Origin of the sequence: Pseudomonas poae, from assembly GCA_028869255.1 — a bacterium.
Classification (GTDB): domain Bacteria; phylum Pseudomonadota; class Gammaproteobacteria; order Pseudomonadales; family Pseudomonadaceae; genus Aquipseudomonas; species Aquipseudomonas poae_C.
In genome coordinates, this window is record CP110972.1 from 3617107 (window position 1) to 3637990 (window position 20884).

The 20884-nt window shown below is 59.3% G+C and carries 10 protein-coding genes, 2 tRNA genes, 3 rRNA genes and 4 pseudogenes; 8 read left to right on the forward strand and 11 right to left on the reverse strand.

Annotated features, from left to right (window positions below):
- Positions 1 to 6: 6 nt before the first annotated feature.
- The 5 genes and pseudogenes from LRS56_16170 to LRS56_16190 all read left to right on the forward strand — a co-directional run bounded on the left by LRS56_16170 (position 7) and on the right by LRS56_16190 (position 6230).
- Positions 7 to 1225, forward strand: a pseudogene (locus tag LRS56_16170) (glycosyltransferase family 4 protein).
- Positions 1216 to 2319 (forward strand): glycosyltransferase family 1 protein, encoded by a 1104-nt coding sequence (locus tag LRS56_16175; protein WDU60444.1) that lies wholly within the window; start codon positions 1216 to 1218, stop codon positions 2317 to 2319. Before LRS56_16170 ends, LRS56_16175 begins: the two are co-directional and overlap by 10 nt.
- Positions 2316 to 3749: an O-antigen ligase family protein gene (locus LRS56_16180; protein WDU60445.1), complete on the forward strand. Its 1434-nt coding sequence runs from the start codon at positions 2316 to 2318 to the stop codon at positions 3747 to 3749. Before LRS56_16175 ends, LRS56_16180 begins: the two co-directional genes overlap by 4 nt.
- A complete protein-coding gene (locus LRS56_16185; protein WDU60446.1) occupies positions 3749 to 5158 on the forward strand; it encodes an oligosaccharide flippase family protein in 1410 nt (469 codons plus the stop codon). The genes LRS56_16180 and LRS56_16185 overlap by 1 nt, the downstream gene beginning before the upstream one ends.
- A 22-nt stretch (positions 5159 to 5180) precedes the next feature.
- Entirely contained in the window at positions 5181 to 6230 is a 1050-nt protein-coding gene (locus LRS56_16190) for an acyltransferase family protein (GenBank protein ID WDU60447.1), read from the forward strand.
- A gap of 60 nt (positions 6231 to 6290) precedes the next feature.
- Here LRS56_16190 and LRS56_16195 read toward each other — a convergent pair whose 3' ends face one another.
- The 4 genes and pseudogenes from LRS56_16195 to LRS56_16210 form a co-directional block, all read right to left on the reverse strand.
- Entirely contained in the window at positions 6291 to 6872 is a 582-nt protein-coding gene (locus LRS56_16195; protein ID WDU60448.1) for a DUF4174 domain-containing protein, read from the reverse strand.
- A 164-nt stretch (positions 6873 to 7036) separates the two neighbouring features.
- A complete protein-coding gene (locus LRS56_16200) occupies positions 7037 to 7669 on the reverse strand; it encodes a glutathione S-transferase (GenBank protein WDU60449.1) in 633 nt (210 codons plus the stop codon).
- Positions 7670 to 7681: 12 nt separating this feature from the next.
- Positions 7682 to 8260, reverse strand: coding sequence for a GNAT family protein (locus LRS56_16205; protein WDU60450.1), 579 nt, complete (start codon positions 8258 to 8260; stop codon positions 7682 to 7684).
- 68 nt (positions 8261 to 8328) lie between these two features.
- A pseudogene (locus LRS56_16210) lies at positions 8329 to 10684 on the reverse strand (DNA polymerase II).
- Positions 10685 to 10823: 139 nt separating this feature from the next.
- On the opposite strand from LRS56_16210, the pseudogene LRS56_16215 reads away from it, so the two are divergent.
- Together LRS56_16215 and LRS56_16220 are read left to right on the forward strand one after the other, a co-directional pair.
- Positions 10824 to 11151 (forward strand): annotated as a pseudogene (locus LRS56_16215) (TonB-dependent siderophore receptor).
- Positions 11152 to 11196: 45 nt separating this feature from the next.
- Entirely contained in the window at positions 11197 to 11784 is a 588-nt protein-coding gene (locus tag LRS56_16220) for a hypothetical protein (protein ID WDU60451.1), read from the forward strand.
- A gap of 40 nt (positions 11785 to 11824) precedes the next feature.
- On the opposite strand, the gene LRS56_16225 is transcribed toward LRS56_16220, so the two are convergent.
- Entirely contained in the window at positions 11825 to 12292 is a 468-nt protein-coding gene (locus LRS56_16225) for an SRPBCC family protein (GenBank protein WDU60452.1), read from the reverse strand.
- 98 nt (positions 12293 to 12390) lie between these two features.
- Here LRS56_16225 and LRS56_16230 point away from each other — a divergent pair, with 98 nt between their 5' ends.
- A complete protein-coding gene (locus LRS56_16230; protein ID WDU60453.1) occupies positions 12391 to 12792 on the forward strand; it encodes a GFA family protein in 402 nt (133 codons plus the stop codon).
- Position 12793: 1 nt separating this feature from the next.
- Here the strand turns inward: LRS56_16230 and mrdA are convergent.
- The 6 genes and pseudogenes from mrdA to LRS56_16260 form a co-directional block, all read right to left on the reverse strand.
- Positions 12794 to 14685, reverse strand: a pseudogene (mrdA, locus tag LRS56_16235) (penicillin-binding protein 2).
- A 297-nt stretch (positions 14686 to 14982) separates the two neighbouring features.
- Positions 14983 to 15098: ribosomal RNA gene (rrf, locus tag LRS56_16240) — 5S ribosomal RNA — on the reverse strand.
- Positions 15099 to 15254: 156 nt separating this feature from the next.
- Positions 15255 to 18146: ribosomal RNA gene (locus LRS56_16245) — 23S ribosomal RNA — on the reverse strand.
- A gap of 248 nt (positions 18147 to 18394) precedes the next feature.
- A tRNA-Ala gene (locus tag LRS56_16250) sits at positions 18395 to 18470 on the reverse strand.
- 30 nt (positions 18471 to 18500) lie between these two features.
- A tRNA-Ile gene (locus LRS56_16255) sits at positions 18501 to 18577 on the reverse strand.
- Positions 18578 to 18659: 82 nt separating this feature from the next.
- Positions 18660 to 20196, reverse strand: a 16S ribosomal RNA gene (locus LRS56_16260).
- The 16S, 23S and 5S rRNA genes sit together here with 2 tRNA genes alongside, the layout of an rRNA operon.
- Positions 20197 to 20884: the final 688 nt, after the last annotated feature.

Genomic DNA, 20884 nt, shown 5'->3' on the forward strand with positions numbered 1-20884 from the left:
CCTGCCATGCGTATTTTATGGATCCTGCCCTACTCGCCCTGGCCCGCCACCAGCGGCGGCAAAACGCGCCAGTTCCACCCTGCTGCGCAGCCTGGCTGCGCGTGGCCATCGGATCACCTTGCTGCTGCATGACAAACACCCGGTGTCGCTCACCGACCGCCAGGTGCTGGAGGGGTTTCTCGAACAGCTGATCATCCTGCCGCGCCGCCCGCTGCGCAGCGTCACCACCCTGCTGGCCGGGCTGTTTGCGCCCTACCCGCTGCTGGCCAGCGTGAATGGCCTGGCGGGCGAATTGCAGGACACCTTCAACTGGTTGCTCAACGACCATTGGGACGTGGTGCAGATTGAGCACAGCTACAGCTTCCAGCCTTACGAAGATACGCTGGCGCGCAAATCCCAGCCCTTTGTGCTGACCGAGCACAACGTCGAATCGGCCCTCGGCGCCGCCACGTACGACCGTTTTCCGCGCTGGGCGCTGCCATTTGTTCGCTACGATCAATGGCGCTACACCCGCTGGGAACGCCGGGTGATGCGCCAGGCCACGCAGGTGGTGGCAGTCACCGAGAGCGATGCGCAAGTGCTGGCCAAGATCGCCGGCAAACCGGTACCGGTGGTGGTCAACGGTGTGGACTGCGACCACTTCGCCGCAGCCCGTCCGGACCCGTCGGCACGGCGTGTGTTGTTCCTCGGCAACTATGAATATGCGCCGAACGTGGATGCCATCGAATGGGCCCTGGATGAGATCCTGCCCAAGGTCTGGGAGCGCTGCCCGGACGCGCGCATGAGCGTGTGCGGTTTCGGTATGCCGGGCAGTTGGCGCGAACGCTGGCCGGACCCGCGTATCGAATGGCAAGGGTTTGTGCCCAACCTGTTGAACCTGCAGTCGAGCTGTTCGGTGTTTCTGGCGCCGTTGCGCCATGGGGGCGGTTCCAAGCTCAAAGTGCTGGAAGCGCTGGCCGCCGGCCTGCCCTTGGCGAGCACCGCGCAAGGTGTGTCGGGGCTGGACCTGGTGGAAGGCCTGGACTACCTCGGCGGCCAGACCGCCAGCAGCCTGGCCGACGCCGTGGTACGCCTGCTGCAATTCCCCGATGCCGCCGCCCCGATGGGCGAAGCCGGCCGCGCCTATGTGCGCCGCGCCCATGACTGGAGCGTCGCCGCCAGCCAACTGGAGCAGGTGTACACCAGCCTTGCGCCGCAAAAGCAAAAGGCGCCGGTATGCGTATAGGCCTGGATTACCGCACTGTCGGCACCTCGCCGCAATCGGGCATCAGCCGCCAGGTGTATGCACTGGAAAGCGCCCTGTACAGCCTGCCCGGCATCGAGCTGGAGCGGTTTACCGTGGCGCCCCTGGGCGATGAAACCCGTTTGCAGGCGCACTGCCCGGAATGGGGTTGCGCCAAGACCGCCATGCACCAGCCGCAGAATCGCCTGCGTTTCGAAGCCGGCTTCTTGCCGCGAGCCTTGCGTGAACAGCATATCGACCTGTACATCAGCACCTTCAATATGGGCTTGCCGTTGCCCCCCAAACCCAAGGGTTTACGTACGGTGGTGCTGTTGCATGATCTGTTTCAGATCACCTTGAACAACTACCACGCCAACCGCTTGAAGGCGCTGATCTACAAGACCAGCGATCGCCTGTCGATTGCCTACGCGGTGCACAGCGCCGACCGCGTCTGGACCCCGTCGCAGTACAGCGCCGACGAGACTGCACGGCTGTTTCCCAAGGCGGCGGGCAAGATTCGTGTGCTGCCCAACCAGGTCGACGGTTTTGCCGAACTGGCGGCGGACCTGTCCGCCCGCCAACTGCCACAACGCTACTGGCTGCTGGTGGGCACCCGCGAGCTGCGCAAGAACGTGCCGTTTCTGGTCGATGCCTGGCAGCAGGCGCGGCGCCAATCCCCTGCCGTGCCGGAGTTGGTGCTGGTGGGCAGCCTGGAGCATTTGCCCGAAGCGCAGCGCTCACTGCCGGGGATTCGGGCGCTGAGCGGCGTGTCGGATGCCGAGCTGCACGCGCTGTACCGCCAGGCCTCGCGGCTGTGGCAACCCTCGTATGCCGAGGGCTTTGGCCTGCCGGTAATCGAAGCGCTGAGCGTCGGCACCCCGGTTGCAGTGGCCAGCGGCACGTCGCTGGATGAAATCACCCCGCCGTCGGCGCCACGTTTTTCGCCCACCGACGGCCCGGCGCTGGTGCAGTTGATGGTCGGCCTGGCGGACCAACCCGACGAAGACTCCCCCGAGCAACGGCGCCAGTGGGCGGAGCGCTTCAACCATCACGCCTATCGCCGGCGCCTGGCCGAACTGATCGAGGAACTGCAGTGAAAGTAAACCTGGCAAGCCTCGTCGCGATTCTCTTCGGCCTGCTGTTTGGCGCAGTGGCCCTGTTGCTGTCACCGGCCAAGGCGTTCCTCGCCGTGGTCGGCCTGGCGGGTGCGGTGACCATCTTGCGCTTTCCGTTCTGGGGCCTGTTGCTGTTCGCCTTTGTGGCGACGTTCATGCCGTTTTCCACGGTCAACCTGGGCATTCGCAGCACGGTCAGCGAAGCGATCCTGGCCCTGACCTGGGGCGCGATCCTGTGGCACGGTTTCCTGGCGCGCCTGCCCGATACACCGGGCCTGGCGCGACGCCCCACCGACCAGATGCTGCTGTGGCTGATGCTGTTCAGCGTATTCCCGTTCATTGTCGGCCAGGTCACCATCCAGGCCGACACCAGCGGCGTGGCCAACTGGCTGCGCTGGCTGCTGAACTTGTCCGGGGTGTTTATCGCCGCCCGCTTGCTGGTGGATCAAAAACACCGCGAATCCCTGGTCATCGCCCTGTTGCTGGGCACCCTGGCGATGCTGGTGCTGTCGATTGCGGTGTTTGTGCGCACGCGCTCCGGGGCCGGGATCGCGCCGATCCTGGCCCTGTTCAATTACGCCAACTTCGACATGCTGAAATTCGGCCTGGAGGCCATGTCCTCGCGCATGGGCTCGCCCTGGACCCACCCGAACGCCATCGGCGGGATCATGGCGCTGCTGCTGCCCCTGGCCTTCTGTTTCGGCATGACCGAGCAAGGCTGGAAACGCGCACTGGGCCTGGGCGTGGCCTGCCTGGGCGCGGCCGCGCTGTTGTTGGCCAGTAGCCGTGGGGCGATGGTCAGCCTGGCATTGGTGCTGATGTGGATGGCCACGCGCCGGGTGCCGTACACCGGGCGCCTGCTGATGATAGGCGCGGCGTTGACGGTGGCGTTGGTGATGGCTTACCCGCCGCTGCAGGAACGGCTGGCGACGATTTTCTCGTCGAACAACGCCAGTACCGAAGTACGCTTCGACGAATACCGCATGTTCCCCCAGGCCGTGGCGGCCTATCCGTTCGGCATCGGCTTCAAGGTCGACCCGCCGGTGCCGGACACTCACTTTTTGGGGATTTCCAACCTGTGGCTGAACTACATCTACAAGATCGGCATCGTCGGCATGCTGTTTTTTGTCGCGGTAACCGTGCGTTGGTGGCGTGAAGCGCGCCCGGAAAAAGGCCCGATCCGCCTGACTAAGGACAACGCCCTGTGGCTGGGCACCACCGGCGGGATTCTGTCGGCATTGGTCAGCGGTTTGTTCGACCACTACTTCAGCTTTGCGGTGGTGATGGTGGCGCTGTTCTGGCTGATGGTCGGCATCAATGTGCTGGAGGCGCGGCGCTTGTTTCCGGCGCGTCTGCCGCAACTCAAGCGGGTGGTGCATAGCCGGCCGCTGCCCGATGGCGCGCAGCCCTGATGCTCGGTTCGGCTGTTTGGTTGACCCTGGCGACCCTGCTGGGCCTGTGCCTGGGGTTCGCCCGCGAATGGTTGCTGGTGGCGGCCTGGGGTGCGGGTGAGCGCAGTGATGCATTCCTGATCGCGTTGTTCTTGCCGGAAGCGCTGCGCATGTCGTTAGCCGGTGGTGTGTTGAGCGCCGCCGCGCTGCCGCTGTACCTGGCCCGCAAGGACGACGAGCGGCTGGGCTGGCTGGCGGTGTTGTTTCCGGCCTTGCTGCTGATCGCGCTGGCCACCAGCCTGCTGCTGACGCTGTTGGCACCGTGGCTGGTGCAGGTGCTCGGCCCGGGGCTGGCGGCGAATGCCACGGCCCTGGCGGCGGGCAATCTGCAGATCGTCGCGTGGTGCGTGCCGGGGTTGATGCTGCATGCGCTGTTCAGCATTCCGTTGCAGGCCGGCGAACGCTTTGTGCTGGCGGGGCTGGGCTCGTTGCTGTTCAACCTGCCGCCGGTGACTTACCTGGCGTTGGCGGGCACTGCGAGCCAACCTCACTCACTGGCCCTGGCCTGCCTGGCCGGCAGCCTGTTGATGCCGTTGGCACTGCTGCCGTCGGTGTGGCGCCAGGGCTGGCGGCCATGGCGCTGGCAGCTGACGTTGGCGCCCTTGCGGGAGCTGGGCCAGCGTATCGGCCCCTTATTGATAAGCAACGGGGCCAGCCAGGGCCTGGCGCTGATCGAGCGCCTGGTGGCGTCGCTGCTGGGGGAAGGCGCGGTGACCTGGGTCAACCTGGCGCGCAAGCTGATGAACCTGCCGCTGATTGCGCTGATGAGCCTCAACCAGGTGCTGCTGGGCATGATGAGCCGGCGCCAGGGTGACGAGCGCCTGGCCTTGCTCAAGCGCGGCCTGGAAACCGCCAGCGTGCTGACCCTGCCCGCCGGCGTCGGCCTGGTGGCGGCAGCGCCGAGCCTGGTGGCCCTGTTGCTGCCCAAGCAGTCGGCGGACTCACCGTTGCCGCTGCTGTTGGCCGGGTTTGCCGTGCCGCTGGTATTCGGCGCCTGGAACGCCCTGCTCGCACGCTATGCCTATGCGGCCGGCGATACGCGCCAGCCGCTGCGGTGTGAATTGCTCGGCAGCCTGGTCAACGTGTTGCTGCTGGGCGCCCTGCCCTTTGCCTTCGGCCTGGCCGGTATCCCCTTGGCCGCGCTGGCCGGGGTGATCTGCACCGCGCTATTGCTGATGCAACGCCAAGCCCTGCTTGGCGCCCTGCCATGGGCCCGGCACGGGTTGCTCAGCGCGCTGCTGATGGGGCTGGCCGCGTTGGCGCTGTTTGGCATTGAAGACCTGTGGCTGCAACTGGGGCTCAGCACCCTGGCAGGCGCCGGGGTGTTGCTTGGGATGGGGCTATGGCTGAAGCCGTGGCGCAAGGCATGACTGATTGGGCGGGGAAACTCGAATGAAACATCGTTGGATACAAATGGACATCGCCAAAGGCATCGGCATCCTGGTGATCGTGTATGCCCACAGCTGGTTTGTCGCCACGTCCCGGGACCTGATGTACCCGATCCTGGCGTCGTTCGTGTTGCCGTTGTTCTTCTTTCTGTCGGGGGTGCTGTTCAAGCCGGAACAACCTTTTGGGGAGATGGCGGTGCGCAAGGCGGATGGCCTGCTCAAGCCGTTTTTCTTCACCATGCTGGTGTATGTGATCGTGCGCGATGTGCTGCGGGGCCAACCGTTGCTGCCGGATATCGGCGGCGTGCTGTACGCCTCGGTGGATACCATCCCGTGGCAGGCGCTGTGGTTCCTGCCGCACTTTTGGGTAGCGATCCTGTTCAGTTGGGTGTTGCTGCGACTGATCCAGCGCCTGCCGCTGGCCGTGAGTTGCGCGCTGATGCTGGTGCCGTTGCTGGTGGGCATCTGGATGCTGCCGCTCTTCTGGCAATTGCCGGTCACCCTCGGCGGGCAAACCTGGGTGCTGCCCGGGCTGCCGTTCAGCCTGGATATCACCCTGATCAGCAGCGCCTGTTTCGTCTACGGCTACCTGCTGCGTGACTGGCTGCGCAGCCATGCCGGGTCACTGCTGACCTTGCTGATCTCGGTGGCGCTGTTTGCCGCCGTGTTCCTCTACCGGGGCGACACCATGGACCTGGCGCAGCGCCGCTACGACCACTGGCTGTGGACCAGCCTGCTGGCGGTGATTGGCGTGTACCTGTGCTGGGCGTTGGCGAAGGTGTTGATGGTGTCGGCACTGATCACCCGGGTGATGACCTATATCGGCCAGTCGACCCTGATCCTGCTGATTTTTCATGGCGAGATCCAGCACAAGACCTTCGACCTGATGGAGCGTCTGGGGCTGCACGCGTTTGTCGCGGCCTGCATCGGTTTTGTGGTGGCGGTGGTGGTGCCGTTGTTGATCGGGGAAGTGATCAAGCGGGTGGCGTTTTTGCGGTTTTTCTACTTTCCGTTTCCGGTGCGTAAAGCGACCAGGGAAAAGGCTACAACTTAAGAGCGCTGGAGAGCCAACGTGGGAGCGGCGCACCGTCGTTCCCACATTGGGCATGGTGTTTCAATCGTCGAGTTGCTGAGGGGCGGGCTTGCTGCCGTGCTTGGCCGGCTTGGCACCTTTGGCCGGGGCCGGGGCCGCTGCGGCAGGTTCGGGCTCGGCCGGGGCGGCGGTTTCTTTTTCGGCCATCGGCATCTGGTCGATTGCGCTGAAAAACTCTTTCAGGTCGAGGGTATCCGGTGGCACGGTCTTCTCGACTTTCTTCTCGCCGTCCTTACCCACCAGGATCACTTTGGTGCCGCTGCCGGCGCCCAGCTTGAGGGCGCGGATCAGCGCATTGGTTTCAGGCGGCGTGAGTTTCTTGTTGTCCTTCGGGTCCTTGGCGAACTTCTCGCCTTCAGCACCGATGCTGCCGAACTTCACGGTGTAGAACACCATGCTGCGCTCTTCAAAGGACTGCTTGGTGGCAGGCTCATCCAGCTGTTTCTTGAGCGTCGCCAAGGTCTCGTTGCCGGAATCAAGCTCCACCACCACCAGCGGCCGGGCTTTGCCCAAGTCCTGCTTGAGCGGGTTGATATCATCAGCAGCCAACAGCGGCCCCGTAAAAGCCATCAAGGTAGCCAGGGTCAGCGACCGGATGAGCATGCGCACCTCCTTTGAATTTCATGCAGGGTTCTTGAGTTTCATGTCTGCGACAGTCAAATTCAAGGATGATTCCTGCACCACGTTCAGAAAGCCTAGGTCAGGACGCCCGCTACGCAAGGGGTTGGCCGGGTTCCAGGGTTATTGTTTCGTTTGATTGCGCAACATCAGGCGGCGTTCCAGTCCGGCCAATGCCGCGCAAATACGGGCGCTACGACGGGGTCGGCATCCACCTGCGCCAGGGTCTGGGAAAAGCCTGGGGCCAGGGCGCCCAACGCCTCCCGCGCCTCATCCCAGCGCGACACCGCCGCCGCCATGATCCCCAGTGCATTCGGCGCACCGTTCGCGGCGAACAGCTGGCCGGCAAACTGTTCGGCAAACACCACCCAGGCCTGGTGCAAGTAACGGCGAGTACCGGTGACCAATTGCGCCTGCACTGCCTCATCGGCGTTGCCCAGCCAGCGCTGCGGGTAGTCGATGATGCCGATTGCCGAGTAACAATTGGCGGCGATGTACACCAGGCCACGCAGGACCTGACCGCGATCCCCGCCCAGTAGATGCGCGTCGGGAAACTCCAGGCCGAGGTGGATCAGAATCGCCGCGCTTTCGGTCAGCACCTGGCCCTCGGGGGTGACCAGGGTGGGCACCTGTTTGAGCGGGTTGATGCGGGCCAGTTCATCGCTGCCCGCGCCGTCCGCCCAAGAGGCTGCATCCACCCGTCGCCACGGCACTGCACAGCGCTGCAGGGCAATTTCAATCATGCAGGAGCCGGATTCGTCGATGCCATAGAGCGTGTACATGGGCCATTCCTCCTAGCGTTGCAGTTTGGCCTGCAAATTGGCCTTCACCTGCGGCCATTCCGCATCGATGATGCTGAAGCGCACCGAGTTGCGCTTGCGCCCGTCGGGCATGATGCGTTCGTGGCGCACGATGCCTTCTTGCACGGCCCCCAGGCGCAGGATCGCGGCGCGGGACTTTTCGTTAAGTTCATCGGTGGTGAATTGCACGCGCACGCAGTCCAGCACCTCGAAAGCGTAGGTCAGCAACAACAGTTTGGCTTCCGTGTTAATGCCGCTTTTTTGCGTGGATTGCGCCAGCCAGGTATGCCCGATTTCCAGCTTGCGATTGACCCGGTCGACCTTCCAGAACCGCGTACTGCCGACCACCTGGCCGGTGGCTTTGCGCACGATGGTAAACGGGATCACGCTGCCCGCCTCCCGCCCGGCCATCGCGGTGTCGATGTAGTTGTCGACCGTGTCCGGGCCGGGCACATTGGTGACCTTGAGGTTCCACAACTCGCCATCGGCGGCGGCTTCGAGCAGCGCAGGCTTGTGTTCCGGTTGCAGGGGCAGCAGTTCGACCGTAGTGCCGGTCAGGGTGATATGCGTCATGGAAGCAGCGCCGTCAGGGGTCGTGAGAGCCCAAGAGTGCAGCCTCCCGACAACCTGAATCAAGCGTTTTAGAACAGGCCCATCTGCCCACCGACCAAGGTCGCGAAATCGTCATTCACAAACGGCAGAATCGCATCGGCCACCGGCTGCAGTTGCCGAGTGACGTAGTGGTCGTAGTCAATCGGCGCCTGGCGCACTTCCAACGGCTCGGGGCCGTTGACGCTGATCACATAGCTGATCCAGCCACCGCGCTGGTACTGGCGCGGGCGCCCCAGGCGGTCGTTGTACTCATCGGCCAGGCGTGCGGCGCGCACATGCGGCGGTACGTTGCGCTCGTAGTCATCCAGCCGACGGCGCAGGCGTTTGCGGTAGATCAGCAATTCGTCGAACTCACCGCTCAAGGTGCGGCGCACGTAGTCGCGGATGTAGTCCTGATGGGGCTGGCGGTGGAAGATGCGCTGGTAGAGCTCTTGCTGGAATTGCCGAGCCAGGGGCGACCAGTCGCTGCGCACGGTTTCCAGGCCCTTGTAGACCATCTCTTCGCTGCCGTCGCCGCGTACCACCAGGCCGGCGTAGCGCTTTTGCTGCCCTCCTCCGCGCCGCGAATGGTCGGCATCAGGAACCGGCTGAAGTGGGTTTCGTATTGCAGCTCCAGGGCGCTTTGCAGTCCGTACGCGCTGTGCAGATGCTCACGCCACCATGCGTTGACGTGCTGCACCAGCGCCTGGCCGATGCGCCCGGCATCCTCCTGGGAATGCGCGCTGCCGAGCCAGACGAAGGTGGAATCGGTGTCGCCGTAGATCACTTCATAGCCCTGGGCTTCGACCAGCTCACGGGTCTGACGCATGATCTGGTGCCCGCGCATCGTGATCGACGAGGCCAACCGCGTGTCGAAGAACCGGCAACCGCTGGAGCCGAGCACGCCGTAAAACGCGTTCATGATGATTTTCAATGCCTGGGACAGCGGCGCGTTGTGGTTGCGCTTGGCCTCTTCGCGGCCCTCGGAAACCCGCGCCACAATGGATGGCAGGCAATGCCGGGTACGCGAGAAACGTGCGCCGCGAAAGCCTTCCACGGACTCGCTGTCGTCGGGGTGCTTGAGCCCCTCAATCAGGCCCACCGGGTCGATCAGAAAACTGCGGATGATCGACGGGTAAAGGCTTTTGTAATCGAGCACCAGTACCGATTCGTAGAGGCCGGGGCGCGAGTCCATGACAAACCCGCCGGGGCTGGCCTGGGGCGGTTTGTCCCCCAGGTTCGGCGCCACGAAGCCCTGGCGGTGCATCAGCGGCATATACAGGTGGGTGAACGCCGCCACCGAGCCACCGTTGCGGTCGGCCGGTAGCCCGGTGACGCTGGCGCGTTCGAGCAGGAACTTGAGCAGTTCAGTCTTCGCGAAAATCCGCGTGACCAGCTCGCAGTCCTTGAGGTTGTAGCGGGCCAGGGCGGGCTTGTCCTCGGCGAACATGCGGTTGATTTCGTCCATGCGCTGGTACGGCGTGGAGATGTCCTTGCCCTCGCCGAGCAGGGTTTGCGCGACGTTTTCCAGGCTGAAGGACTCGAAACTCCAAGTGGCCGAGCGCAGGGCTTCGATGCCATCGATGATCAAGCGCCCGCCGCCGCGGCGAAATAGTGATTGCGGCTGCCGTGTTCGCGCCAGGCCATGGCTTCACCACCACGCCCCAGCAGCAGTGGCACGCCGAGGCGTTGGGCGTGTTCGTGGAGAACGCGCAGGTCGAACTGCACCACATTCCAGCCGATGATCGCGTCGGGGTCATGGGTGGCAAGCCATTGGTTAAGGCGTTCGAGCAGTTGGGCACGGGTGTCGCAGTAGTCGAGCTTGAAGTCCACTGCATCGGGTTTATTCGGCGGGCCGAGCATGTACACCTGGCGCTCGCCGCAACCTTCGAGGGCGATGGAATAGAGGTCGCCCTGGGCGGTGGTCTCGATGTCCAGGGACACCAGTTTCAGTGGCGGCCGGTAATCGGGCGCGGGCTTCATCTGCGCGTCGAGCAGCGTGCCGTCGGCATCCGGTGTGCCGCCGAACCACACCGGAGCGGTGATGAAGCGCTCCATCATGTAACGCTCGGGCGGGCGTACATCGCCTTCGTAGACATCGACGCCGGCGGCGCGCAGGCGTTTTTCCACGTCCATCGCCTGGCGGTGCTGGCGGGTGTAGAGGCCCAACACGGGGCGGTGGTGAAAATCGCACAGCTGCAGTGGGCGCAACTCGATATCGCGCTCGCCCTTGAGCAGCCAATCCAGCGGCTTGCGATGGGCTTCGGGGATAAACATCACCGAGGTCTGCACGGGTAGGCGCAGACACCGTGGGCCCTGGTCAGTGGCCAGCCAAAAACTGACCTCCGTGCCCGCCGGGGTATCGCGCCAATGCCGGGTCAGGACAAAACCCTGCTGTAAATCCACCGTACCGCACCTCAGGAATCGCTTTCAGGGCGTGATTCTACTCGGCATCCGCACAAACACGTGCACGCAGAGTGCAATCTCATAAATTTGTTGCAATACGTTAATAATAATTCCTGTCCTTTGCATCGGAGCCCTTTCCGCCCGTTCAAAGCAGACTGAAGTTGGCGTCAACGTCGATAGGCACATCTACGGTGCGACACTCGGGTGCAGCGCTGACTGTGTTCGGTGAGCCCCTGCCCGGCCTGCAAGGCGTGAGCGTGAACGGGCGTAAGTTGCGCACCGACGGCCAGTACGCCGACGCCGCCAACAACCTGAGCCTGCCGACCTGGAACCGCTTCGATATGGGCGCGCTACAGCGTGACGTGACACTGGGGGCCACAGTGGAGAACGTGGCCAATACCCAATACTGGGAATCGGCGTTGGGCGGCTACCTGACCCGAGGCGACCGTGGATTTGCGCATCGCTGACTCACCACTAGACTCAGTGGCTTAACTCACAAGGAAGTCCTGTCAATGAAAGCAGCTCACCCTCTTCGCCAGGCCATCGCCCTGGCTACGCTCCTGGCCGCCGGCAACCTCAGCGCCTTCGCTGCCGATATCCCCTTGTCCAAATCCCTTGAAGCCGATGAAGTCACCACCAAGGTGCTGGCCGTGGACGCCGCCAAGCACCAGGTGGTACTCCAGGGCGCCGATGGTGGCCCGGTGCATGTACAACTCAGCGATGCCGCCAAGGATCTGGGCAACCTCAAGGTTGGCGACCAGGTGAATGTACTGACCACGCACTCGGTCGCTGCCGTGCTGGACACCGACGTGGACAAAAGCGCGCCGGATGCCAGCGAAAAAACCGGCGTGATCCGCGCCACCGCCGATAACCCCAACCCAGGTGGTGCAGCCTTCCGCCAGGTGCAGGTGCAACTGAAGATCACCCATATCGACCTGCAGAAAAACCAGGTCACCCTGGAAAATCCAGCCGGCGTGAAGAAAGTGTTGAACGTGGAAAAACCGCAAATCCAGGCCGGCCTCAAAGACCTCAAGGTTGGGCAAAGTGTGCTGGTGACGTTTACCGACACCCTGGAAATCACCACCGCTCACGAAGGCTGACTGCCGTAAAAACGGGCATCAATCATGATGCCCGTTGAGGTCAGGCCTGACGGGCGCGACTGAGATAGGTCTCGATGTTGCCCATCTGCTCATCCCAGCCCCGGGAGTTCATCTTGAAGGCTTTTTGGCGGCGGGCCTGCGGCACTGCGTCAAAGCCGGACTCGACCACCCGTAGCAGAATGCCCGGTGCGCGGTCCTCAATAGTGAATTCCACCAGTGTCGGGGTCTCCTGGTCGTAGTCGACGCCCTTCTCGACCGCAAAAGGGTGCCACCAGAAAGAAAACAGCGTTTGCGGCAGAATGCGTTCGATTTTGGCTTTCCAGATCACATGTTCGTAACCCGGATAAGTGATCGGCGCCTCGATGGTTTCCCCCGCGACAAAGGTTTTGCCCTTAAGGGCAATCCCGAACCAGTTGCCGAAGTGCTCGGCATTGGTGAGTGCTTCCCAAACCTGTTTGCGTGAAGCGTTCAGCAGGACCTTGCGTTCTATGCGATCTAATACGTGCATAAGTCACCTCCTCCATTGACAGTAGGCGACATCAAACAATGCGCAACCTTGGGTTGTAAGCAATGATGATGATCCCGTCCTTGACCCGGCAATACGTTATGACTGATCCATTGAATGGAAGTTGCTTCTGTAAAGGTGTGCGCTACCAGGTCGACAGCCTGGACATGCCCATCAGCCACTGCCACTGCGACAGTTGCCGCAAGGTGCATGCAGCCGCGTTTGTAGCGACAGCTGGGGTGATGCGCGAGCATTTTCGCTGGACGCAAGGCGAGGCACTGCTGTCGTCGTTCGAGTCTTCGCCAGGCAAATTCAGGCATTTCTGCTCACGTTGCGGCTCACATCTGATGGCCGAACGTGGGCATCAGCCCCATGTGATCGTGCGGGTGGCGACGCTGGATGATGATCCGGGCGTCAGGCCCACCGCGCACATCTGGACGGCCCACGACGTGCCCTGGCTGGCCTGTGAAGGCATAGAGCAGTGGGACGAGTGGGAGGCATGACTTAGACGCGTGGGTCTCCCGGTGCTTTGGCCGGGGTTGCGTATTGCGGCTTCAGGTGGCCTTCCTGGTCGAGCAACCAGGCATCCATGATCTGCCGCACCACCGGGCCTGCCACGCGCCCCCCGCCTCGCCGTTTTCGATCATCACCGAAATCACGATTTTCGGATGTTCCGCCGGGGCAAAGCCAACAAACAAGGCGTTGTCGCGGTGACGTTCCAAGGTCTTCTCACGGTTGTAGCGCTCGCCCTGTTTGATCGCGACCACTTGCGCAGTACCGCTCTTGCCGGCAATCCGATATTGCGCGCCCTGCGCGGCGGCCCGGGCAATGCCGCGCGGGTCATGCATCACCAGTTGCATGCCGTGGTTCACCTGTTCCCAGTCACGCGGGTCCTTGAGGACCACGTTGGGCATCGGGTTCTCGTCCACCGGCGGCACGCCATTGATGGTCTTGGCCAGGTGCGGTCGATTCCACACGCCCTTGTTGGCGATCAGCGCCGTCGCCTGGGCCAGTTGCAATGGCGTGACTTGCATGTAGCCCTGGCCAATGCCGAGGATTACGGTTTCGCCAGGGAACCAGGGCTGGCGGCGGGTTGCACGTTTCCATGCCTGGGAGGGCATCAGGCCGGCGGACTCTTCGAACATATCCAGGGAGACTTTCTGACCCAGCCCGAACTCGGCCAGGTAGTCGTGCAGGCGGTCGATGCCGAGTTTATGGGCAAGGTCGTAAAAGTAGGTGTCGTTGGAGCGCATGATGGCGGCGTCCATGTCCACCCAACCGTCGCCGCTGTGGTTCCAGTTGCGGTATTTGTGGTCAAAGTCGGGGAGCTGGTAGTAGCCGGGGTCGAACACGCGGGTTTGGGCAGTCACGACACCGCTGTCGAGGCCGGCGATCGCCACTTCCGGCTTGATGGTCGAGCCCGGCGCGTAGAGCCCCCTGAGGACGCGGTTGAACAGCGGCCGGTCGATGGAGTCGTGCAGCGCGGCATACTCCTTGAAGCTGATGCCGGTGACGAACAGGTTCGGGTCGAAACTCGGCTTGCTGACCATGGCCAGCACTTCGCCGGTTTGTGGGTCGAGAGCGACCACCGATCCCCGGCGGTCGCCCAGGGCTTCTTCTGCCGCTTCCTGGAGATGGACGTCGAGGCTCAGGACAATGTTTTTGCCGGGGATCGGGTCGGTGTGCTTGAGTACGCGCAGCACGCGCCCCTGGGCATTGGTCTCGACCTCTTCATAACCGACATGGCCATGCAACTCGGACTCGTAGAAACGCTCGATACCGGTTTTGCCGATGGACTGGGTGCCACGGTACTCCACCGAATCGAGGGCCTTGGACTCTTTCTCGTTGATACGCCCCACATAACCGATGGAGTGCGCAAAGTGCGCGCCCAACGGGTAGTGACGGACGAATTGCGGTTCTACATCTACTCCGGGCAAGCGAAACTCGTTCACGGCCAGTACCGCGATCTGCTCCTCGGTCAGCTCGTAAAACAGGGTTACCGGCACGAACGGGTGGCGGGCCTGCTTTAAAGCCTTGTCGAACACGGCACGGTCTTCGGCAGGCAGGTGCAGCACGTTGACGATGGCGTCGAGTTCACCCTTGAGGTCGGTGGTGCGCTCGCGGGTGATGGTCAGGTTATAGCTGGGGCGGTTGTCGGCCAGCACCACGCCGTTGCGGTCGTAGATCAACCCGCGAGTCGGCGTAATGGGCAGTACGTGCACCCGGTTGTTTTCAGAAATAGTGGAGTGGTAGTCGTACTGCACCACTTGCAGGAAATACATGCGGCCCACCAGGGCGCAGGTAATGCCAATCACCAACAGCGCGCAGGCGAGCAGGCGCTTGTTAACCAAGCGGTTTTCTTTTTCGTGATCCTTGATGGGTATCGGTTCAGGCATTTCTACAGCATCTCATTGAAGAAGGTCGACGCCGCATCCTGCGGATAAAGATCAATCCTTGTGAAAATGTGCTGCACCATACCAAAAATGCAGAAACACTTTGCATCGATTTCCCCAACGGCATGCGGTGGGTGCATATTTTTCATAAAAGGAGGGTTCAGGGCCCAATAAGGCCGCCAAGCCGAAGGCGGCATGGTCACTGCCGATGGAAATCTGCCGCGCCCTGCCAAGTCCACTTTCCGACCGCCCAAAACAAAACCCCTGTTTGCGTTAGCAAACAGGGGTTCTGGAATTTAATCTTGACGATGACCTACTCTCACATGGGGAAACCCCACACTACCATCGGCGATGCATCGTTTCACTACTGAGTTCGGGATGGGATCAGGTGGTTCCAATGCTCTATGGTCGTCAAGAAATTCGGGTACTGAGTCGTGACCAGCTGGCCTCGCTTCAGCAAATTGGGTATGTGATAGCTTTCGGTGTTTGTAAGCGTCGAACTTTCGGTTCATTTCGTCTTCACACACCGCAATCTGGCGCCTTCTCAGGTCAGCAAATTGCTTGGGTGTTATATGGTCAAGCCTCACGGGCAATTAGTATTGGTTAGCTCAACGCCTCACAGCGCTTACACACCCAACCTATCAACGTCGTAGTCTTCGACGGCCCTTCAGGGAACTCAAGGTTCCAGTGAGATCTCATCTTGAGGCTAGTTTCCCGCTTAGATGCTTTCAGCGGTTATCTATTCCGAACATAGCTACCCGGCAATGCCACTGGCGTGACAACCGGAACACCAGAGGTTCGTCCACTCCGGTCCTCTCGTACTAGGAGCAGCCCCTCTCAAATCTCAAACGTCCACGGCAGATAGGGACCGAACTGTCTCACGACGTTCTAAACCCAGCTCGCGTACCACTTTAAATGGCGAACAGCCATACCCTTGGGACCGGCTTCAGCCCCAGGATGTGATGAGCCGACATCGAGGTGCCAAACACCGCCGTCGATATGAACTCTTGGGCGGTATCAGCCTGTTATCCCCGGAGTACCTTTTATCCGTTGAGCGATGGCCCTTCCATACAGAACCACCGGATCACTAAGACCTACTTTCGTACCTGCTCGACGTGTCTGTCTCGCAGTCAAGCGCGCTTTTGCCTTTATACTCTACGACCGATTTCCGACCGGTCTGAGCGCACCTTCGTACTCCTCCGTTACTCTTTAGGAGGAGACCGCCCCAGTCAAACTACCCACCATACACTGTCCTCGATCCGGATAACGGACCTGAGTTAGAACCTCAAAGTTGCCAGGGTGGTATTTCAAGGTTGGCTCCACGCAGACTGGCGTCCACGCTTCAAAGCCTCCCACCTATCCTACACAAGCAAATTCAAAGTCCAGTGCAAAGCTATAGTAAAGGTTCACGGGGTCTTTCCGTCTAGCCGCGGATACACTGCATCTTCACAGCGATTTCAATTTCACTGAGTCTCGGGTGGAGACAGCGCCGCCATCGTTACGCCATTCGTGCAGGTCGGAACTTACCCGACAAGGAATTTCGCTACCTTAGGACCGTTATAGTTACGGCCGCCGTTTACCGGGGCTTCGATCAAGAGCTTCGCGTTAGCTAACCCCATCAATTAACCTTCCGGCACCGGGCAGGCGTCACACCCTATACGTCCACTTTCGTGTTTGCAGAGTGCTGTGTTTTTAATAAACAGTCGCAGCGGCCTGGTATCTTCGACCGGCATGAGCTTACGGAGCAAGTCCTTCACCCTCACCGGCGCACCTTCTCCCGAAGTTACGGTGCCATTTTGCCTAGTTCCTTCACCCGAGTTCTCTCAAGCGCCTTGGTATTCTCTACCCAACCACCTGTGTCGGTTTGGGGTACGGTTCCTGGTTACCTGAAGCTTAGAAGCTTTTCTTGGAAGCATGGCATCAACCACTTCGTTAACTAAAAGTTAACTCGTCATCAGCTCTCGGCCTTAAGATCCCGGATTTACCTAAGATCTCAGCCTACCACCTTAAACTTGGACAACCAACGCCAAGCTGGCCTAGCCTTCTCCGTCCCTCCATCGCAATAACCAGAAGTACAGGAATATTAACCTGTTTTCCATCGACTACGCTTTTCAGCCTCGCCTTAGGGACCGACTAACCCTGCGTCGATTAACGTTGCGCAGGAAACCTTGGTCTTTCGGCGTGGGTGTTTTTCACACCCATTGTCGTTACTCATGTCAGCATTCGCACTTCTGATACCTCCAGCAAGCTTCTCAACTCACCTTCACAGGCTTACAGAACGCTCCTCTACCGCATCACTTACGTGATACCCGTAGCTTCGGTGTATGGTTTGAGCCCCGTTACATCTTCCGCGCAGGCCGACTCGACTAGTGAGCTATTACGCTTTCTTTAAAGGGTGGCTGCTTCTAAGCCAACCTCCTAGCTGTCTAAGCCTTCCCACATCGTTTCCCACTTAACCATAACTTTGGGACCTTAGCTGACGGTCTGGGTTGTTTCCCTTTTCACGACGGACGTTAGCACCCGCCGTGTGTCTCCCATGCTCGGCACTTGTAGGTATTCGGAGTTTGCATCGGTTTGGTAAGTCGGGATGACCCCTAGCCGAAACAGTGCTCTACCCCCTACAGTGATACATGAGGCGCTACCTAAATAGCTTTCGAGGAGAACCAGCTATCTCCGAGCTTGATTAGCCTTTCACTCCGATCCACAGGTCATCCGCTAACTTTTCAACGGTAGTCGGTTCGGTCCTCCAGTTAGTGTTACCCAACCTTCAACCTGCCCATGGATAGATCGCCCGGTTTCGGGTCTATTCCCAGCGACTAGACGCCCTATTAAGACTCGCTTTCGCTACGCCTCCCCTATTCGGTTAAGCTCGCCACTGAAAATAAGTCGCTGACCCATTATACAAAAGGTACGCAGTCACCCAACAAAGTGGGCTCCCACTGCTTGTACGCATACGGTTTCAGGATCTATTTCACTCCCCTCTCCGGGGGTTCTTTTCGCCTTTCCCTCACGGTACTAGTTCACTATCGGTCAGTCAGTAGTATTTAGCCTTGGAGGATGGTCCCCCCATATTCAGACAAAGTTTCTCGTGCTCCGTCCTACTCGATTTCATGACTAAGAGATTTTCGCGTACAGGGCTATCACCCACTATGGCCGCACTTTCCAGAGCGTTCCGCTAATCTCAAAGCCACTTAAGGGCTAGTCCCCGTTCGCTCGCCACTACTAAGGGAATCTCGGTTGATTTCTTTTCCTCAGGGTACTTAGATGTTTCAGTTCCCCTGGTTCGCCTCTTGCACCTATGTATTCAGTACAAGATAACCATCTTATGATGGCTGGGTTCCCCCATTCAGACATCTCCGGATCAAAGTCTGTTTGCCGACTCCCCGAAGCTTTTCGCAGGCTACCACGTCTTTCATCGCCTCTGACTGCCAAGGCATCCACCGTATGCGCTTCTTCACTTGACCATATAACCCCAAGCAATCTGGTTATACTGTGAAGACAACATTCGCCGAAAATTCGAATTTCTCAATTAAGAGAACTCACAAATTTTACCTTAGCCTGATCCGTTACCAGTGAAAGTAACGTTCAGTCTATCTTTCTATCACATACCCAAATTTTTAAAGAACAATCTAATCAAAGACTAGAAATCAACATTCACCATCAATTTGATGGAATGCTCATTTCTAAGCTTTCAAAACTTCAGAAGCAGTAGTGGTGGAGCCAAACGGGATCGAACCGTTGACCTCCTGCGTGCAAGGCAGGCGCTCTCCCAGCTGAGCTATGGCCCCGTATTTCTACAGGCGTTTCCCACACAAAATTGGTGGGTCTGGGCAGATTCGAACTGCCGACCTCACCCTTATCAGGGGTGCGCTCTAACCAACTGAGCTACAGACCCAATTTCGGGCTGCTTCTTATCGTCTTCTTCAATGAATCAAGCAATTCGTGTGGGAACTTATGGAGCAGCTGATGTCGTCGATTAAGGAGGTGATCCAGCCGCAGGTTCCCCTACGGCTACCTTGTTACGACTTCACCCCAGTCATGAATCACACCGTGGTAACCGTCCTCCCGAAGGTTAGACTAGCTACTTCTGGTGCAACCCACTCCCATGGTGTGACGGGCGGTGTGTACAAGGCCCGGGAACGTATTCACCGCGACATTCTGATTCGCGATTACTAGCGATTCCGACTTCACGCAGTCGAGTTGCAGACTGCGATCCGGACTACGATCGGTTTTATGGGATTAGCTCCACCTCGCGGCTTGGCAACCCTCTGTACCGACCATTGTAGCACGTGTGTAGCCCAGGCCGTAAGGGCCATGATGACTTGACGTCATCCCCACCTTCCTCCGGTTTGTCACCGGCAGTCTCCTTAGAGTGCCCACCATTACGTGCTGGTAACTAAGGACAAGGGTTGCGCTCGTTACGGGACTTAACCCAACATCTCACGACACGAGCTGACGACAGCCATGCAGCACCTGTCTCAATGTTCCCGAAGGCACCAATCTATCTCTAGAAAGTTCATTGGATGTCAAGGCCTGGTAAGGTTCTTCGCGTTGCTTCGAATTAAACCACATGCTCCACCGCTTGTGCGGGCCCCCGTCAATTCATTTGAGTTTTAACCTTGCGGCCGTACTCCCCAGGCGGTCAACTTAATGCGTTAGCTGCGCCACTAAAAGCTCAAGGCTTCCAACGGCTAGTTGACATCGTTTACGGCGTGGACTACCAGGGTATCTAATCCTGTTTGCTCCCCACGCTTTCGCACCTCAGTGTCAGTATTAGTCCAGGTGGTCGCCTTCGCCACTGGTGTTCCTTCCTATATCTACGCATTTCACCGCTACACAGGAAATTCCACCACCCTCTACCATACTCTAGTCAGTCAGTTTTGAATGCAGTTCCCAGGTTGAGCCCGGGGATTTCACATCCAACTTAACAAACCACCTACGCGCGCTTTACGCCCAGTAATTCCGATTAACGCTTGCACCCTCTGTATTACCGCGGCTGCTGGCACAGAGTTAGCCGGTGCTTATTCTGTCGGTAACGTCAAAACAATCACGTATTAGGTAACTGCCCTTCCTCCCAACTTAAAGTGCTTTACAATCCGAAGACCTTCTTCACACACGCGGCATGGCTGGATCAGGCTTTCGCCCATTGTCCAATATTCCCCACTGCTGCCTCCCGTAGGAGTCTGGACCGTGTCTCAGTTCCAGTGTGACTGATCATCCTCTCAGACCAGTTACGGATCGTCGCCTTGGTGAGCCATTACCTCACCAACTAGCTAATCCGACCTAGGCTCATCTGATAGCGCAAGGCCCGAAGGTCCCCTGCTTTCTCCCGTAGGACGTATGCGGTATTAGCGTCCGTTTCCGAACGTTATCCCCCACTACCAGGCAGATTCCTAGGCATTACTCACCCGTCCGCCGCTCTCAAGAGAAGCAAGCTTCTCTCTACCGCTCGACTTGCATGTGTTAGGCCTGCCGCCAGCGTTCAATCTGAGCCATGATCAAACTCTTCAGTTCAAACATCTTTGGGTTTTTAAGAAACCCTAAACTTGGCTCAGCAATCGTTGGTTACATCTTTGATTTCTCGCGGAGTAACTTGTGATGCTGATAATCTTGTTGACTATCAGTCTGACTCCACAAGCACCCACACGAATTGCTTGATTCAGTTGTTAAAGAGCGGTTGGTTAAGATCTTTCGTCTCAACCGAGGCGCGCATTCTACAGCAGCCTCATTTGCTGTCAAGTGATTATTTTCAGAAGTTTTCGAAGATTTCTTCAACAACTTCAACCACTTGCGCTTCCGATCTCTCGTTAGCGGGAGGCGAATTCTACAGCGTTACACGCTGCTGTCAACACCTCTTTTTCTCCGCTTTCGACCGAGAAGATCGAAACGTTAATAGAGCCAAACAACACTGCCCTACCAACTCCTTCTGGGCTTCGATGAACTGAAGCATCTCGCTGTCGAATCTCGCATAACTCTTTGTTTACCAAGGAGTTTTCCGTTTCGACTGCGCCGGAAGTGGGGCGAATTATAGACTTCCAGAATCTGCCGTCAACCCTTAATTTGGTTTTTCTATCAATCGAGCCGTGAGCCGGTAAATCCCTTCTATATAGCGTGATAGCGTGCTGCAAAAGGATAATTGAGCAATATATTGCTCAACGCCAAACAGTTAAGCATCATAGCGCCCTCTGCTTCTCTTAATATG

What these genes read in the sequence shown, in the direction of transcription:
- LRS56_16175 (WDU60444.1), top strand. Translation starts at nt 1,216, where the DNA reads ATGCGTATAGGCCTGGATTACCGCACTGTCGGCACCTCGCCGCAATCG.
- LRS56_16185 (WDU60446.1), top strand. Translation starts at nt 3,749, where the DNA reads ATGCTCGGTTCGGCTGTTTGGTTGACCCTGGCGACCCTGCTGGGCCTG.
- LRS56_16190 (WDU60447.1), top strand. Translation starts at nt 5,181, where the DNA reads ATGAAACATCGTTGGATACAAATGGACATCGCCAAAGGCATCGGCATC.
- LRS56_16195 (WDU60448.1), bottom strand. Translation starts at nt 6,872, where the DNA reads ATGCTCATCCGGTCGCTGACCCTGGCTACCTTGATGGCTTTTACGGGG.
- LRS56_16200 (WDU60449.1), bottom strand. Translation starts at nt 7,669, where the DNA reads ATGTACACGCTCTATGGCATCGACGAATCCGGCTCCTGCATGATTGAA.
- LRS56_16205 (WDU60450.1), bottom strand. Translation starts at nt 8,260, where the DNA reads ATGACGCATATCACCCTGACCGGCACTACGGTCGAACTGCTGCCCCTG.
- LRS56_16220 (WDU60451.1), top strand. Translation starts at nt 11,197, where the DNA reads ATGAAAGCAGCTCACCCTCTTCGCCAGGCCATCGCCCTGGCTACGCTC.
- LRS56_16225 (WDU60452.1), bottom strand. Translation starts at nt 12,292, where the DNA reads ATGCACGTATTAGATCGCATAGAACGCAAGGTCCTGCTGAACGCTTCA.
- LRS56_16230 (WDU60453.1), top strand. Translation starts at nt 12,391, where the DNA reads ATGACTGATCCATTGAATGGAAGTTGCTTCTGTAAAGGTGTGCGCTAC.